This is a genomic window from Acinetobacter lwoffii (assembly GCF_024129735.1).
GTDB classification, from domain to species: domain Bacteria; phylum Pseudomonadota; class Gammaproteobacteria; order Pseudomonadales; family Moraxellaceae; genus Acinetobacter; species Acinetobacter lwoffii_H.
In genome coordinates this window covers 100,187-114,640 of the sequence record NZ_JAMXXK010000001.1, presented here as the reverse complement: position 1 = coordinate 114,640, position 14,454 = coordinate 100,187, and the positions used below count along the sequence as shown (strand labels likewise).

Below are 14,454 nucleotides of genomic sequence, written 5' to 3'. Positions count from 1 at the left end.
CTATTTCATAAAAAAACAGTATGCTTAGACCTGTAAAAAGGAGCATACATGTATCAAGTACTTGCGCGAAAATACCGTCCTCGTAATTTCAATGAATTGGTGGGGCAAAACCATGTATCACGTGCTTTAACCAGCGCGCTCGAACGTGGCCGTTTGCATCATGCCTATTTGTTTACAGGAACGCGTGGTGTCGGAAAAACCACGATTGCACGTATTTTGGCGAAGTGCTTGAACTGCGAAACCGGTATTACTTCGACCCCATGTGAAGTGTGTGCAACCTGTACCGCAGTCAATGAAGGTCGTTTTATTGACCTGATTGAAATTGATGCGGCGTCCCGCACCAAGGTGGAAGATACACGTGAGTTGCTCGACAATGTGCCTTATGCACCGACTCAAGGTCGCTTTAAAGTCTACCTGATCGATGAAGTGCACATGCTCTCCACGCATTCTTTCAATGCGCTGTTAAAGACGCTGGAAGAACCGCCAGAACATGTCAAATTCTTGTTTGCAACCACCGATCCGCAAAAACTACCCATTACCGTAATTTCTCGCTGTCTGCAATTTACTTTGCGTCCATTGGCAGTCGATGAAATTACTGATCATCTGGGCCATATTCTTAGCAAAGAAAGCATTCAGTCTGATCAGGATGCCATCTGGCAGATTGCTGAATCTGCGCAAGGTTCATTACGTGATGCCTTGTCGTTGACCGATCAGGCGATTGCCTATGGTCAAGGAGCGATTCAGCATCAGGATGTTAAAGACATGCTAGGGCTGATTGACCGTACTATTATTTATGATCTGATTCTGGCGATTCACCAGAATCAGAAAGCGCAGGTTAGTCAGTTATTGCTACAGTTCCGTCAGCAAGCTCTGGATGTGTCACTGGTGCTCGACCAGTTGATTTCGACGTTGCATGAACTGGCCTTATTGCAATATTTACCAGATTTAAGCCTGAAATATAGTGCTGAGATCAATCAAAAGATCATGCAGTTATCCGGCCTGATTTCTGCTCAGGATCTACAACTTTATTATCAAATCGCCTGTAAAGGACGTGCTGACTTGCAACTCGTCGTCACCCAAGAGCAAGGCTTTGAGATGACGGTGCTACGCTTACTGGCATTCCGTCCCTTACAGCCAAGCGAAATTCCGGTGATGCAGGAGACTGCACCGCAACACGCAGCGCCCCATACCACACGCCTACAGCAGCCCGTTCAGACACAATTGCAATCTGAATCAGTAGAAACACAAGCATTTGAAGCAGAAATGGTATTTGATGATTTTTCTCTGGACGATGAGACAGATGAGGAGATTGATGTCGCATCAGCGTCTGAACCTTCTTCGGATGATTTTTTGGATGAAGACGAGCCAACCAGCATCAATGCGCCTGAACCTGTCCAGCCTGTAGCAACTCAAACAGTGATTGAAGAAGTGCGGTCTAGTGATCAAATTGTTTTTGATCCAAATGATGACAAAGGCCTATTTGGTTTTGATGAAATCAAGAGTACGCCAGAAGCACCTGCTACCAGCAACAGTTCGGATGATTTCCTGCTTGAAGAGTTTATTCCTGCAGATGCTGTCATCCCTACCGAGCCAGCACAAGACAGTATGCCTGCTGATGAGGAATTTAGTCTTGCTGCACCGGAATTGGAACTTTCACAGGATTCGATTGCTCAGCCTGCTCTTGAAAACACAGCTCCGGTTCAGCCAGTTGCACAGACAGCTTTGCTGGAAGATATTTCCCAAGATGTAAATACGCAGAATCTGATGCCACAGGATATTTTAAAAATACCTGAGCAAACCTTAGAAGGCGAGTGGAGCGTAGAAAAATGGGAATACTGGTTCCGTAATAGCCAGCTTTCTCCAGCGGTACAGGAACTGGCGCAGTATGGCATCATGACTGGTCAGATGAATGGCGAATCCGTTTTCCATATTCCTGAACAGTACCAGCAGTTGCTGACCCAGTTGCAACATCATCTGGAAGCTGCTTTGCAACAGCAATGGCCGCAAACCAATTTCCAGGTGAAATTTGAAAATGTGGACCAGTTAACGCCATATACCATGCAGCATCAGCGTAAGGCACGTGCCTTTAAACGTGCCGAAGAATTGTTACATGCTGAACCGGCAGTACGCAATCTGTTACAGCAGTTTGACGGTGAACTGCAAAATATTCAGCTGAAATAGGCTGGATTTTAAGTCACAACAAATCGCGATAAAGCATCCCGCATTTCGACTGGAATTGGGGTGCTTTTTCGTGTTTCACGATCAACAAATACATGGACGAAATTACCTTGCGCAGCGGCTGTATCCGAGTTGCGTTTAAAAATAGCCAGATCATAGCTGAGCGATGAATTTCCCATACTTTCAATGGCCACGCCTACTTCAATAATTTCCGGATAAGACAGTTCCTGATTAAATTGACAGTTGGAGCTGACCACCAGCCCAATCATCGGGGAATATTTAGGATCAAAATCAGCCTCCTGAATCAGCAGGGCATTGGCGGCGGTATCAAAATAACTGTAATAAGTCACATTGTTGACATGGCCGTACAGATCATTGTCTGCCCAACGGGTTTGAATGGGCAGGAAAAAAGTATAGTGTTCACGCTGTTTGATGGTGGCTTTCATCACTATTCAGTCCTCAGCTAGATAAGGCTTAGGTGGAAATTGATCTAGGAATAGATCGCCTGATAAATCTGATAAGCATCCTCCACCTTGAGTTCACGTGGATTATTCTGCAACAGCCGGCTTTGTTGCATCGCATCTTCTGCCATCACCTGCAGCATATGTTCTGGAACATTCAACTGATTTAGTTTTAGAGTCAAACCGCTTTGCATCAGATGATTATTAAAATGATCAATAAACAGATCGGTCAGGCCATCATGGCAACCTTTACTACGGGGATCCAGCCAGGTCATCAATTCCGCATAGAGCTGTTTGGCTGCTGGCGCATTAAACTTTAATACTTCAGTTAGAACCAGTGCATTGCTATGCCCATGCGAAAGATGAAAATGTCCACCCAGTGGATAAGCCAGCGCATGTACGGCAGCGACTGGTGCATTGGCAAAGGCTTGTCCGGCCAGCATGGAACCGACCAGCATATTTTGGCGGGCATCTAAATCATGACCGTTTTGCAGTACACGTTGCAGATTGGCATTCAGTAATCTTAAAGCCTGTTTGGCCAGCATATCCGAATAAGGATTTTTCTTGTGTTTTGAGGTATAGGCTTCAATGGCATGTACCATGGCATCAATGCCGGTGGCGGCAGTGATCTGTGCTGGAAGATTCTGGGTAAATGTTGCATCCAGAATGGCAATATCTGCAAAAAGGATCGGTGCCACAATACCGGTTTTAGTGGTTTCACCTGTGGTGACAATCGAAATCGGCGTCACTTCTGAACCTGTTCCAGCCGTAGTTGGTACCAGAATTAAAGCTAAACGCGGTCCGGTGGCATTATCAACGCCATACAGATCAGACAATGTCTGATGCTGTTCAGGATGCGCCAAAATTGCAATGAGTTTGGCCACATCCATCGAGCTGCCACCACCAAAGCCCAGCACCACATCAATATTTTCCTGTTTTGCAAAAGCCACCGCTTCAAGCACCACTGTATCGGGCGGATCGGCCTGAACATCCGAGTAAATCACATACTCCAGTCCGGCAGATTCAATAATATCCAGAATCGGCAGATGTAATTGCTCCTTCAGCATACCCGGGTCAGTCACCAGTAGAAGACGGCGATAACGGCCATTTTTTAGAATTTTAAATAATTCCTGAATCGTGCCTAGTCCGGCAATGATATTGGGGACGGTTTGAAACTGAAAACGATTCATGGCGATATCCTTGATTTTTTTATTGCAAATACGAGATTATTCTATGGTTGTAAGATAGGAATCAGTATATAAATAACTTAACATAAGAATCCTTAAAATAAAGTAGCTCTGAGGTTGTTTATGTCATCCAGAACGCCATACAAGGTGTTATGTGTTTGTTTGGGAAATATTTGCCGCTCTCCCACGGCAGAAGTTGTACTCAGACATTATTGTGATGAACAGCAACTGAACATTGTGGTCGACTCTGCCGGAACCAGTAATTATCATCCCGGCAAGGCACCGGACTTGCGTAGCCAGAAGCATGCACTAAAACGTGGCTATGACCTTTCAGCACTTCGCGCACGTCAACTCATTCCACACGATTTTATTGATTATGATCTGATTCTGGCGATGGATCTGGAGAATTTATCCAATATCCAGAACATACAGCGTCTGGCAGAAACTCAGTTTGGTCATGTACGTGCACGTGTGGCATTGATGAGTGAGCATGATCAGACCTATCCGAAACAGGCCTTACCGGATCCCTATTATGGCGAAGCGGATGGCTTTGAACGGGTGCTTGATCAGTGTGAGTCCAGCAGCCAGGCCTGGATTGAGATTTTTAAACAGAATTTACACAAGGTTTAAGCGATGCAGATTCAAACCCAGGTTCAACTTAAACCTTTTAATACCTTAAATTTAGAAGCAGTTGCTTCGCACTATGCTCAGATTCAATCAACCGCTGATCTGCTGGCTGCACTGGATTTTGCTGAACAACAGCAACTCAATGTGCTGATCCTGTCAGGCGGCAGTAATATGTTGTTGCCGGAGCAGATTGATGCGCTAGTTCTGCATATGGATATTCAAGGCATTGAAATGCTGGATGCTGATGATCAGTCGCAACGTTTACGTGTAGGCGGCGGACAAGGCTGGCATGACTTCGTGCTCTGGACCACGGCACAAAGTTTATATGGCCTACAGAATCTAGCTTTAATTCCGGGTCGGGTCGGTGCATCGCCAGTACAGAATATTGGCGCTTATGGTGTCGAAGTCGGAGAATTCATCGATTCTGTTGAGGTCTATGACCGACAATTGAAACAGTTTGCTTCGATTCAGGCAGCAGATTGTCAGTTTGCCTACCGGCATAGTATTTTTAAAGATGATCCCAATCGTTATGTGATTACCCATGTGACTTTTAGATTACTTAAACAGCCAGATTTGAAACTGAATTATGGTGATCTGAAGACTGCGGTCGGTGATCAGCTCACAGCAGAAAACTTGCAGCAACAGGTCATCCAGATTCGCCAGAGTAAATTGCCTGATCCACAAGAATTTCCCAACGTGGGCAGCTTCTTTAAAAATCCGGTGGTTGATCAGGCGGTCTTTGACCAAATTGCTGTATCTTTCCCGAATTTACCCCATTACCAGCAAACCAATGCTCAAGTTAAACTGGCAGCAGGCTGGTTGATTGATCAGGCGGGCTGGAAGGGTAAACAGTTGGGGCCTGTTGGCATGTTTCATAAACAGGCGCTGGTGTTGGTGAATTATGGTCAGGCCTCTCTCACCGATGTCCGTAAAACGTATCGTGCAGTACAACAGTCAGTTTGGGAAAAATTTAGTCTAATGCTGGAGCCTGAACCTGTATTGTTCGATAAAAATGGCTTGATCCGTTCTCATCAGGAAGAGGAATAACATGAAAAACACCCATTGGATGGTACGTTTGCTACAAATTGTCACTGGACTGTTTGTGCTATGCGGCTGTCTACTGGTGTTGGTTTATACGCCTTTTTACTCAAAAATGATCGTCAAGGGCTTAAACCAGTTTGTCTCCTTAGAGCTAAATGAAGTCGCGGCTCAAAGCCAGAAAATGGCTGCACTCAGCGAACATGAAAATCTGGAACCTGGCTCTGATTTGTGGATTGCCCGTCAGGCGTATTTAAAGGTCATGGAACAGGATATCCAGCAAAATAACTCGGCCAACCTCATGTTGATTCAGGCACGTTATAAAGCACTGCAGCAGGTGATTGAAGAATATCAGCGCGAACAGCAAGATCAAAAAGCAGAGCAAAGTCCACCTGCTCAGGTGCCCTTATTGTCCTCACAGGAAGATGCAGAACCAGCCGATCCGACAGCCAATGTCCGGGAATTGCTGGAGTGGGACAGTAGTGAAAATAAGGAACGCATTGAGCAATATATGGAGTTTCTGACGACGCATCCACTTGAGCAGGGTGAAGCCAGTTCGGTACAGGAAACCGATGGAGAGGAAATCCAGCAGGACTTGGCTTTACTACAAGAGCAACAGCAGGCTAAACCGGCGAATAGCTCCCAACCTTATGCCATTGTGGTATTGGGTGGTGGCTTAACCCTAGATGACCAAGGCAAAGAGATCATCGTCAATAACTATACGCGACTACGTCTGGAAACTACGCTGGCAGTAGAGAAACATTATCAGTTGCCGATTGTTCTGAGTGGGGTCGAAGCGCCGTATATGCAGCGCTGGTTAAAAAATCATGGTGTCGATGCCAAATTACTGGAAGATCGCAGCATGAACACCTGTGAAAATACCCGTTTCAGTTCATTATTATTACAAAAGAAAGGTGGAGCGCCTACAGTGATTCTGATTACGGATCGTTATCATATGCCGCGTACCCGCCGTTTATTTGCGTTAAATGGCATACAAACCATTCCGGTAGAAGCGCCGATGCCAACGCCATTGACACGATGGCGTCCAAGTGCACAAAATTATGATCACAGTCGTCGTGCCAATTATGAAATGTTGGCGACCATGCGCGATATGTGGTTTGGATCCAGTGACTGTCGGGAGGTGCCATAATGTCTGATATCCCATTTTTAAATCCCACCATTCTGAAACAGCTGGATTTACCCATTCCGAGTCGGGATGTTACGCCTCAACTCTTGCCACCTTTAAACTTGAATCGTAGTGATGAACCGCCGATTGATCTGCAGTCCTATCGCAAGCTTTATGGTTTTGATTTGCTGGATTGCAAACACTGGCAGGGCTATGTACAGATGCCTTTATTCAGGTTGCATGTACAGGTGTTTGAACCGAATCTGGAAAATACCCGCTTTGACAAGATCCAGGGAACCGCTTTTTTGCTGCATGGTTATCTGGAACATAGCGGTATTTATCAGCCCATTGTCAAAGAGCTTTTGGAACAGGGTTTTAGTGTATTGACCTATGATCTGCCTGGACATGGTCTTAGTGATGGTTCACCTGCCAGCATTCAGAATTTTGATCATTATCAGCAGGTTTTACATGCCGTGCATCGTTATGTGCAGCACGCCTCACAACTATCGAAACCTTGGGTTGGCATCGGGCAGAGTACCGGCGGTGCGATCTGGATGCACCATTTACTGGAATTTGCGCAGCGTCGCGAAAATCCTTTTGTGGAACGAGTTCTGCTGTTATCACCATTGATTCGTCCCGCCAAAACTGCTTGGTGGCATAATTCGGTCGGATTGGGCATTATTAGTCGAATCAAACGTGAAGTTCCCCGGCATTTTAGACGTAATAACCATAATCCCGAGTTTTTGCGTTTTATCCGGCTTAAAGATCCATTACAACCGCGAATGATGGGCATGGACTGGATTTTAGCGATGTCACGCTGGATGCTGGAAATGGAAGCGCGTCCGGCTTGTCGTATTCCGGTGTGGCTGGCACAGGGTGCACAGGATCAGACTGTGGACTGGCGTTATAATATCGAATTTATCCGACGTAAATTCCGGCTCCAGACTTTGCTGATGCTGGAAGAAGGTTCGCATCAGTTAATCAATGAGCGTGCTGATATTCGTGCTGCACTCACGGGACTGATTCCTGCCTTTCTGCATGCACATGGCAGCAAAACTTATTATTAATAGAGTGAAAATTGAATATTAAAAAAGGCGTTTGAATTAAACGCCTTTTTTGATTTTAAATGCATCAAATTAAAATTTTTCTAATTGGGCCAAGTTCCACATCCTGAAGTAGAAGTTCTCCTCATCCTTATTTTCACAGGACAATAATTCGCCTTCTTTCAGCCAAAAATGAATCTGCGCAAAGTTTTTTATTTCGTGATTATTCACACGTTGTGCCAGATGATGCGCCTTAATGGCTGAAGGATGTTTCAGACCTGCGGAAGCAATCAGTTCAGACAGAGCATGTAAGGTGTTTTTATGAAAATGAAATACCCGTTCGGCCTTGGTCGGCACATGTAAGGCTTTCTGGCGATCTTTATCCTGGGTCGTGACCCCAACCGGACATTGATTGGTATGACAGCTTTGAGCCTGAATACAGCCCACTGCAAACATAAAGCCCCGGGCCGAGTTGACCCAGTCTGCACCAATGGCAAGCGTACTGGCAATATCGAATGCACTAATTATTTTACCACTTGCACCAATTTTGATCTTATCTCTCAATCCTGCACCAACAAGGGTATTGTGTACAAACAGCAAACCTTCTCTTAAAGGGGCGCCAACATAGTCAATTAATTCAATGGGTGCAGCTCCCGTTCCACCTTCAGAGCCATCAACCACAATAAAATCTGGATAAATCTGGGTATGTAACATGGCTTTGACCATGCTCATAAACTGCCACGGTTGACCCAGACACAGCTTAAATCCGACCGGTTTTCCGTTGGAAAGTTCACGTAATTTTTGTATGAAATGCATCATTTCAATCGGTGTGCTAAATGCCGGATGACTCGAAGGTGACACACAATCATGATCACGGCTTATGCCTCGAATTTGGGCAATTTCTTCCGAAATTTTACTTTTAGGTAAAATACCGCCATGGCCAGGTTTTGCACCTTGCGAAAGCTTGATTTCAATCATCTTCACTTGGGGTAATTTGGCTTGTGCAGCAAAACGTTCCGGATCAAACTGCCCATCTAAAGTACGGCAGCCAAAATAACCACTGCCAATCTCCCAAACCAGATCGCCGCCATATTCCAGATGGTAGGGACTGATACTGCCTTCTCCAGTATCATGGAAAAAATCACCTTTTTTAGCACCGAGATTAAGGGCTCGTATCGCATTGGCACTCATGCTGCCAAAGCTCATGGCTGAAATATTTAAAATAGAAGCTGAAAAGGGCTGAGTACATTGCTCATTTCCAATCAGAATGCGAAAAGTCTGCGGATCGGCAACTTTGCAGGGCGTAATAGAATGACTAACAAAGCGGTAATTATCTTCATAGACATTCAGAATCGAGCCGAAAGGTTTATCTGAATTTTCATTTTTTGCCCGCTGATACACCAGACTGCGTTGCATACGGGAAAAAGGCAGTGCATCGCGGTCGGCTTCAATAAAATACTGACGAATCTCCGGACGGAATTCTTCAAAGATAAAGCGGAAATGTCCCATGATGGGATAATTTTTCAGAATGGAATGCTTATTTTGCAGTACATCATACAAACCCAGCAAACTCAGCAGAATACTCAGGATCCATAGGGTATTCACCAACGTTTGTGGAATAAAATAATAGATATAACGCGGTGAATAACCGATATGAAATGTAGTAAAAATCACTGCAATCAGAATGCAGGCAAACCAGACCGAATGGCGGGAAAAGAAAGTATTGAGCAGCTTGTGACGTACTAATTGAGCAGGGTTAGCCATTGTAAAATTAAGTCCCTATTTCTACTTCTATAGGGCTTTATGATGTGCAGAGCGAGGTATCTTATACAAGCAGAGAATTGTTATTCGATTTTATAAACTTGCCGAAAATAGTATTAAGCCAAGCAATGAATCAGCAGCGATTACAGATAAATTTTGCGGAAAAAGTACTATAGAAAAATTCTGCAAAAGACATGCATTCTATTTATTTCACAAGTAAGGCGGATGACTTTATAGTCGGTTTATTCACTATATAGGAGTCTTAAACCATGACCAAAAAATCCATTCGCTTTAATGATGCTGAACTGGCTTGCTTATGTCTCAGCTCTTTTTAACTATAGGGTTTTCATCCAAGCTGCATTTCGGGGGGGTAGAAGAAAGCAGGTTGGCATCGCGGCAGATCACCAGAATAATCATAAAAATATAAGCACAATTCTCCAGTCCCCAATTTGGGGATTTTTTTATTCTAAAATACTTAGAGAATCTTGATGAAAGCTGCGTGGTTAAGTAATGCTGATCAGTTAAGGAGTTTAGAAGTATACTCCTTAACTTTTTAATGATTCATGGCGGAGTCTTACTTTTTTAAATCAAACCCTTGCAGCTCATTTGTTACTTTGGTTTCGCCCAAAGTAACCAAAGGCATTTGTCATCCGCAAAACTCGTCAGCCTCTATCGACTAACAAATTTATCGCAGAAACAATCATTTTTTTATGCAGTCCAGCCTCAAACAGTTGCGGATGACTTTCCTACATATCAACTACAGTCATGAATTTAAAAAGAAAATGCCAGTCAATTTCTTAACTGACTGGCATTAGCGTGGTTAAGGGTTTTCCTCATCCAGCTGATGGACTGCATTGGCTACAATACTCGGTTCAATGTGTTTAATCTTTTTACCAAAGCTACGTAGCCACCAGACCAGTTGCGAGGTAAATGGCACGGTAGCAGTGATCAGCGACATGCCATCTTCCATTTTTTCAATTTTCTGGTCTTTGCTGAGCTGGCTTTCCTCAAAGTAATGTGCATCCGATTCCGACATCCTGAGTTTTAGCGTGACATTTTCAGTAGGGTGGTTGAAGTCCACCCGGAAGCCCAGCGCACCAGAATCAATATACTCATCAATATCGAAATTGACCGGATGCAAGGCACGTGAATTCAGCACGACGGCCGATTTAAAGCGGTGCAGGGCAAAGGTCTGGATATCGGACTTGTCATGACGGGTACACACCAGATAGATGATTGACCCTTTTTGTACCAATGCCAGAGGATTGAGAATATAGGTTTTTTCTTCGCTATTATGACCGCGGCCCTGATACACACATTCCAGCTGTTTGTCCTGTAACAGACCTTCATACACCGCTTGCTGCGCAGCCTTATCTACCACAGGTGGAATCAGGGGTTGGGTAGCCGGAACAATGCGTACGCGGTTAATCCATTGCCGGACATTGTTCTGGGAAGAAAGACTGCGTCGTGCCAGATCAAACCACGGATTCATTTCCTCGATCAGGCTCGGTGGCAGCAGATGTTTTAAATGTTCTTCGACCATCATGAAAGTGACCGCTTGCGAGCTGGTCATATGCGGCAAACTTTGCAGCGGCGCATCTGAACGCCAACGCCAGCCTTGCGGCGTGGTTTTACTGCTTTCAATCGGAAAGCGTTGAGCAATCTGATTCAGGTCGCGCTGAATGGTGCGCAGACTGATATCGATGCCTTCACGATTGAGGATTTCCTGTAATTCACGTGTTCCCATCCATTTGCCGGTAGAAAGACGCGACAAGATTTGCCATTGGCGATATAGACTGTTTGAAGTTTCTTTTTCTTGTGCTGACATAATTTATTTTGCTGGCAATAAAGAAGAGGGGATTTAGGCTTAGCTTAACACAATAAAAAAACTCTCATTTTTTCGCAAGTCCCTCTGTGCAACATTTGTCCTACAATTCTAAAACAACTTGGTCGAAAATGGCATTGAGTTCAAAGGGCATTTATTAGATTAATGGTAATTGAAATACAGATGTCATGGCATGGATATTGCTTTGATTTAATTATAATAGATGATAATACGAGGGTTTGTATGCTTAAAGGAAATCAGGATACAAATGTGATTGAAACAATTGATAAATTTAGTTCCCAGAATATTGGAAAAAATTTTATAGACACTAAAACTACAGCGGTATCTACTACAACGAATCCACAACTTTTACTGCAGCAGTTATCTTCAAAGTTCTTTAATGAAATGCAGGATGAACATGTGTTGTCCAGTCAGGCTGGTCAAAGACTGGAAGAATGGTTATCACAACATACGCTGGATGAACTCAATGCACTGAATCAGGTAGCAAAAGAACATTTTTTACATCACGGTATTACCTTTACCGTTTATGGCGATGAAGAAGGCGTAGAACGCACCATTCCCTACGATATCATTCCGCGAGTCATAGACCGGAAGCAGTGGAATATGGTGGCTTTAGGCTCGGCACAACGGATACGGGCGCTAAATTTATTCTTACATGATATTTATCATCAACAGGACATTTTAAAAGCCAATATTATTCCTGAGTTGCAGATTTTAACTCATGAGGCCTATCAGCCGCATATGTATCAACATAGCTTGAAAGGCGGGATTTATAGCCAGATTAGCGGGATCGATGTGATCCGTGATTCCAAGGGCGAGTTTTATGTCTTAGAAGATAATCTCAGAACGCCATCTGGTGTTTCTTATATGCTGGAATGCCGCAAGATCAGTGAAAAACTGATGCCGAAAGTATTCGAGCAGTCCAAGATTGCCGGAATCGAGCAATATCCACAATTATTGAAAGAAATCCTGATCGAAAATGCCTACGTCGACAAGCCATTTGTCGTGGTATTAACTCCAGGACGTTTTAATAGCGCTTACTATGAACATGCTTTCCTTGCAAGAGAGATGGATGTGCCATTGGTAACATCACGTGACCTTTTTGTTGATGACTCGAAGGTTTATGTAAAAACCATACGTGGTCGCCAACGAGTCGATGTTATTTATAGACGGGTCGATGATGCGTTTCTTGATCCCTTATGCTTTAAATCGGATAGCACTTTGGGTGTTGCTGGCTTGATGTCGGCTTATTTGCAAAATAATGTCGTGATTGCCAATGCGCCGGGAACCGGTGTGGCAGATGACAAATCGGTTTATCCATATGTCGACAAAATGATTCGTTTTTATTTGGGCGAGCAGCCAATTCTAAAAAATGTTCCGACTTATCAATGTCGTAATTCTGAAGAATTAGACTATGTCGTGGCTCATTTGGATCAGCTGGTGGTGAAAGAAGCGCAGGGTTCGGGCGGTTATGGCATGCTCATTGGACCACAAGCGTCTAAACAGCAAATTGAAACTTTCAGGGAGAAAATTTTAGCTGCGCCGCATTTATATATTGCGCAGCCAACTTTGGACTTATCGGTTAGTCCGACTTTGACCAATTTTGGTATTGCTGAACGTCATATCGACTTACGCCCATTTGTATTAAGTTCGCCTTATCGTACTGAAATCGTACAGGGTGGCTTGACACGTGTGGCGATGCAACCCGGCTCACTGGTGGTGAATTCATCACAAGGTGGCGGTATCAAAGATACCTGGATAGTCGACAATTTACATTCATAAGATTCCAAAGAAGGAAAATGTCATGGTTTTGCTGAATAGCAATGCGCAACATATTTTTTGGTTAGGGCGTTATTTATCTCGCACTCATTTTTTATGTGCGCGCTTTCCATTTTTAGAAGACGAAGCGGCAGTGGCATATGCCCATGCTTTCTGTTTACCTGCCTTTGATGCCAGTTCCTTAAATGAGCTGGTACTTGATCCTACGCAAGTGGCGTCTGTTAGCCAGCAGTTTAAAGTGGCCAAAGACAATATTCAGGAATTGCGTGGGGTGCTGTCTGCTTCAGGCTATGCAGAACTGATGAAACTGATCAAAACCGCAGACAAAAATGCCGGTTATATCTGTGAAGTGGTAACGGAATGTGAAGATATTCTGGAAGCCGAATCTTCCGATATCTTCCTGTTTTTCAGTTTAGGGCAATGTGTCGAACAGCTCGATCACCAGTTACGCCTGGGTGAAGAAACCAGTACTACACTGTGCAAGATTGATTATGTGGTCAGAATTCTCGTAGAAATGGGCTGGGATGATCTGGAACAGTACTGGGAGCAGTTACGTACAGAGCCGAATCGAATCCAGTTCTATCAGTTTAGCGACCATATTCATCAACTGTTTGAGGCAGATGTATGAAATTGATGGTGAATCACCAAACGCACTATATGTACACGGCCGAGGTGAGGAACAGTATTCAGTACATTAAAATGATGCCTTCGAGCAATGCGCATCAGCGGGTTCATTCTTGGGATATCAGTGTACCGGGTAATAAAGAAATCCGGAAAGATGCATTTCATAATCTGTGGATGACCTGTAGCCAGCGGGAGCCTTATCATTCCCTGACCATCATGGCGCAAGGGATTGTTGAGCTGAATCCTGCGCATCAGAGTGGACTGAATGATTTAATCAATCCCAATCTTTTTCTACAGCCGACCGAATCAACACAATGTAATGCAGCAATGAAAGACTTTGCACAACGTCATGTTCCTGCATTAACCCGTCAGCATTTGATTGGACTGGCACAGGCCTTGCTGGAGCATGTGCCTTATATTTCCAACAGTACTTCAGTGCAAGGCTCTGCAATAGATGCCTTTGAGTCCAGACAGGGCGTCTGTCAGGACCATAGTCATATTTTTATTGCCATGTGCAAATATCTAGGTTTGCCTGCACGCTATGTTTCTGGTTATTTATATGCACAAAATGCTTCGCATCTGGCCAGTCACGCTTGGGCAGAGGTGTTTGTAGACCAGACATGGTATTGTTTTGATGTCAGTAATCTGTTGTTTACTCCAAGTTCGCATGTTTATGTGGCGATTGGACGGGATTACTGGGATGTGGCGCCGGTACGCGGTGTCAGAGAAAAGGGCGGTGTGGAATCCATGCATTCCATCGTTCAAGTGCTAGGATGTTAATAAG

The 14,454-nt window shown here is 44.3% G+C and carries 12 protein-coding genes; 8 read left to right on the top strand and 4 right to left on the bottom strand.

Annotated elements, in window-relative coordinates; all coding sequences use genetic code 11:
• Positions 1 to 48: 48 nt before the first annotated feature.
• Positions 49 to 2,181: a DNA polymerase III subunit gamma/tau gene (gene dnaX / locus NI469_RS00635; protein ID WP_253174222.1), complete on the top strand. Its 2,133-nt coding sequence runs from the start codon at positions 49 to 51 to the stop codon at positions 2,179 to 2,181.
• An 8-nt stretch (positions 2,182 to 2,189) separates the two neighbouring features.
• Here dnaX and NI469_RS00630 read toward each other — a convergent pair whose 3' ends face one another.
• Both NI469_RS00630 and NI469_RS00625 read right to left on the bottom strand, forming a co-directional pair.
• On the bottom strand, positions 2,190 to 2,624 hold the full coding sequence (locus NI469_RS00630; RefSeq protein WP_081401206.1) for an acyl-CoA thioesterase: 435 nt from the start codon (positions 2,622 to 2,624) through the stop codon (positions 2,190 to 2,192).
• Between the two features lie 44 nt (positions 2,625 to 2,668).
• The gene (locus tag NI469_RS00625) at positions 2,669 to 3,829 is read right to left on the bottom strand and encodes an iron-containing alcohol dehydrogenase (RefSeq protein ID WP_213687394.1); all 1,161 of its coding nucleotides are present in this window, start codon (positions 3,827 to 3,829) and stop codon (positions 2,669 to 2,671) included.
• Positions 3,830 to 3,949: 120 nt separating this feature from the next.
• On the opposite strand from NI469_RS00625, the gene NI469_RS00620 reads away from it, so the two are divergent.
• The 4 genes from NI469_RS00620 to NI469_RS00605 are packed head-to-tail and all read left to right on the top strand — an operon-like array spanning position 3,950 to position 7,684.
• On the top strand, positions 3,950 to 4,456 hold the full coding sequence (locus NI469_RS00620; RefSeq protein ID WP_004645426.1) for a low molecular weight protein-tyrosine-phosphatase: 507 nt from the start codon (positions 3,950 to 3,952) through the stop codon (positions 4,454 to 4,456).
• Positions 4,457 to 4,459: 3 nt separating this feature from the next.
• Positions 4,460 to 5,500 carry a UDP-N-acetylmuramate dehydrogenase gene (gene murB, locus NI469_RS00615; protein ID WP_253174221.1) on the top strand — a complete coding sequence of 347 codons (1,041 nt, stop codon included), beginning with the start codon at positions 4,460 to 4,462 and terminating at the stop codon, positions 5,498 to 5,500.
• 1 nt (position 5,501) lies between these two features.
• A complete protein-coding gene (locus NI469_RS00610; protein ID WP_005263276.1) occupies positions 5,502 to 6,641 on the top strand; it encodes a YdcF family protein in 1,140 nt (379 codons plus the stop codon).
• Complete coding sequence (locus tag NI469_RS00605; RefSeq protein WP_253174220.1) at positions 6,641 to 7,684, top strand: alpha/beta hydrolase; 1,044 nt, start codon at positions 6,641 to 6,643, stop codon at positions 7,682 to 7,684. Before NI469_RS00610 ends, NI469_RS00605 begins: the two co-directional genes overlap by 1 nt.
• A gap of 69 nt (positions 7,685 to 7,753) precedes the next feature.
• Here NI469_RS00605 and NI469_RS00600 read toward each other — a convergent pair whose 3' ends face one another.
• Positions 7,754 to 9,424: an FMN-binding glutamate synthase family protein gene (locus tag NI469_RS00600; protein WP_253174219.1), complete on the bottom strand. Its 1,671-nt coding sequence runs from the start codon at positions 9,422 to 9,424 to the stop codon at positions 7,754 to 7,756.
• A gap of 817 nt (positions 9,425 to 10,241) precedes the next feature.
• Positions 10,242 to 11,249 carry a helix-turn-helix transcriptional regulator gene (locus NI469_RS00595; RefSeq protein WP_253174218.1) on the bottom strand — a complete coding sequence of 336 codons (1,008 nt, stop codon included), beginning with the start codon at positions 11,247 to 11,249 and terminating at the stop codon, positions 10,242 to 10,244.
• Between the two features lie 240 nt (positions 11,250 to 11,489).
• On the opposite strand from NI469_RS00595, the gene NI469_RS00590 reads away from it, so the two are divergent.
• Genes NI469_RS00590 through NI469_RS00580 form a run of 3 tightly spaced genes read left to right on the top strand, consistent with a single transcriptional unit; the run spans position 11,490 to position 14,450 of the window.
• The gene (locus tag NI469_RS00590) at positions 11,490 to 13,049 is read left to right on the top strand and encodes a circularly permuted type 2 ATP-grasp protein (protein WP_253174217.1); all 1,560 of its coding nucleotides are present in this window, start codon (positions 11,490 to 11,492) and stop codon (positions 13,047 to 13,049) included.
• Between the two features lie 22 nt (positions 13,050 to 13,071).
• The gene (locus NI469_RS00585) at positions 13,072 to 13,674 is read left to right on the top strand and encodes an alpha-E domain-containing protein (protein ID WP_253174216.1); all 603 of its coding nucleotides are present in this window, start codon (positions 13,072 to 13,074) and stop codon (positions 13,672 to 13,674) included.
• Complete coding sequence (locus NI469_RS00580) at positions 13,671 to 14,450, top strand: transglutaminase family protein (protein WP_180190917.1); 780 nt, start codon at positions 13,671 to 13,673, stop codon at positions 14,448 to 14,450. The genes NI469_RS00585 and NI469_RS00580 overlap by 4 nt, the downstream gene beginning before the upstream one ends.
• The last annotated feature ends 4 nt before the right edge of the window (positions 14,451 to 14,454 follow it).

What these genes read in the sequence shown, in the direction of transcription:
- NI469_RS00610 (WP_005263276.1), top strand. Translation starts at nt 5,502, where the DNA reads ATGAAAAACACCCATTGGATGGTACGTTTGCTACAAATTGTCACTGGA.
- NI469_RS00620 (WP_004645426.1), top strand. Translation starts at nt 3,950, where the DNA reads ATGTCATCCAGAACGCCATACAAGGTGTTATGTGTTTGTTTGGGAAAT.
- dnaX (WP_253174222.1), top strand. Translation starts at nt 49, where the DNA reads ATGTATCAAGTACTTGCGCGAAAATACCGTCCTCGTAATTTCAATGAA.
- murB (WP_253174221.1), top strand. Translation starts at nt 4,460, where the DNA reads ATGCAGATTCAAACCCAGGTTCAACTTAAACCTTTTAATACCTTAAAT.
- NI469_RS00600 (WP_253174219.1), bottom strand. Translation starts at nt 9,424, where the DNA reads ATGGCTAACCCTGCTCAATTAGTACGTCACAAGCTGCTCAATACTTTC.
- NI469_RS00595 (WP_253174218.1), bottom strand. Translation starts at nt 11,249, where the DNA reads ATGTCAGCACAAGAAAAAGAAACTTCAAACAGTCTATATCGCCAATGG.
- NI469_RS00605 (WP_253174220.1), top strand. Translation starts at nt 6,641, where the DNA reads ATGTCTGATATCCCATTTTTAAATCCCACCATTCTGAAACAGCTGGAT.
- NI469_RS00625 (WP_213687394.1), bottom strand. Translation starts at nt 3,829, where the DNA reads ATGAATCGTTTTCAGTTTCAAACCGTCCCCAATATCATTGCCGGACTA.
- NI469_RS00630 (WP_081401206.1), bottom strand. Translation starts at nt 2,624, where the DNA reads ATGAAAGCCACCATCAAACAGCGTGAACACTATACTTTTTTCCTGCCC.
- NI469_RS00580 (WP_180190917.1), top strand. Translation starts at nt 13,671, where the DNA reads ATGAAATTGATGGTGAATCACCAAACGCACTATATGTACACGGCCGAG.
- NI469_RS00585 (WP_253174216.1), top strand. Translation starts at nt 13,072, where the DNA reads ATGGTTTTGCTGAATAGCAATGCGCAACATATTTTTTGGTTAGGGCGT.
- NI469_RS00590 (WP_253174217.1), top strand. Translation starts at nt 11,490, where the DNA reads ATGCTTAAAGGAAATCAGGATACAAATGTGATTGAAACAATTGATAAA.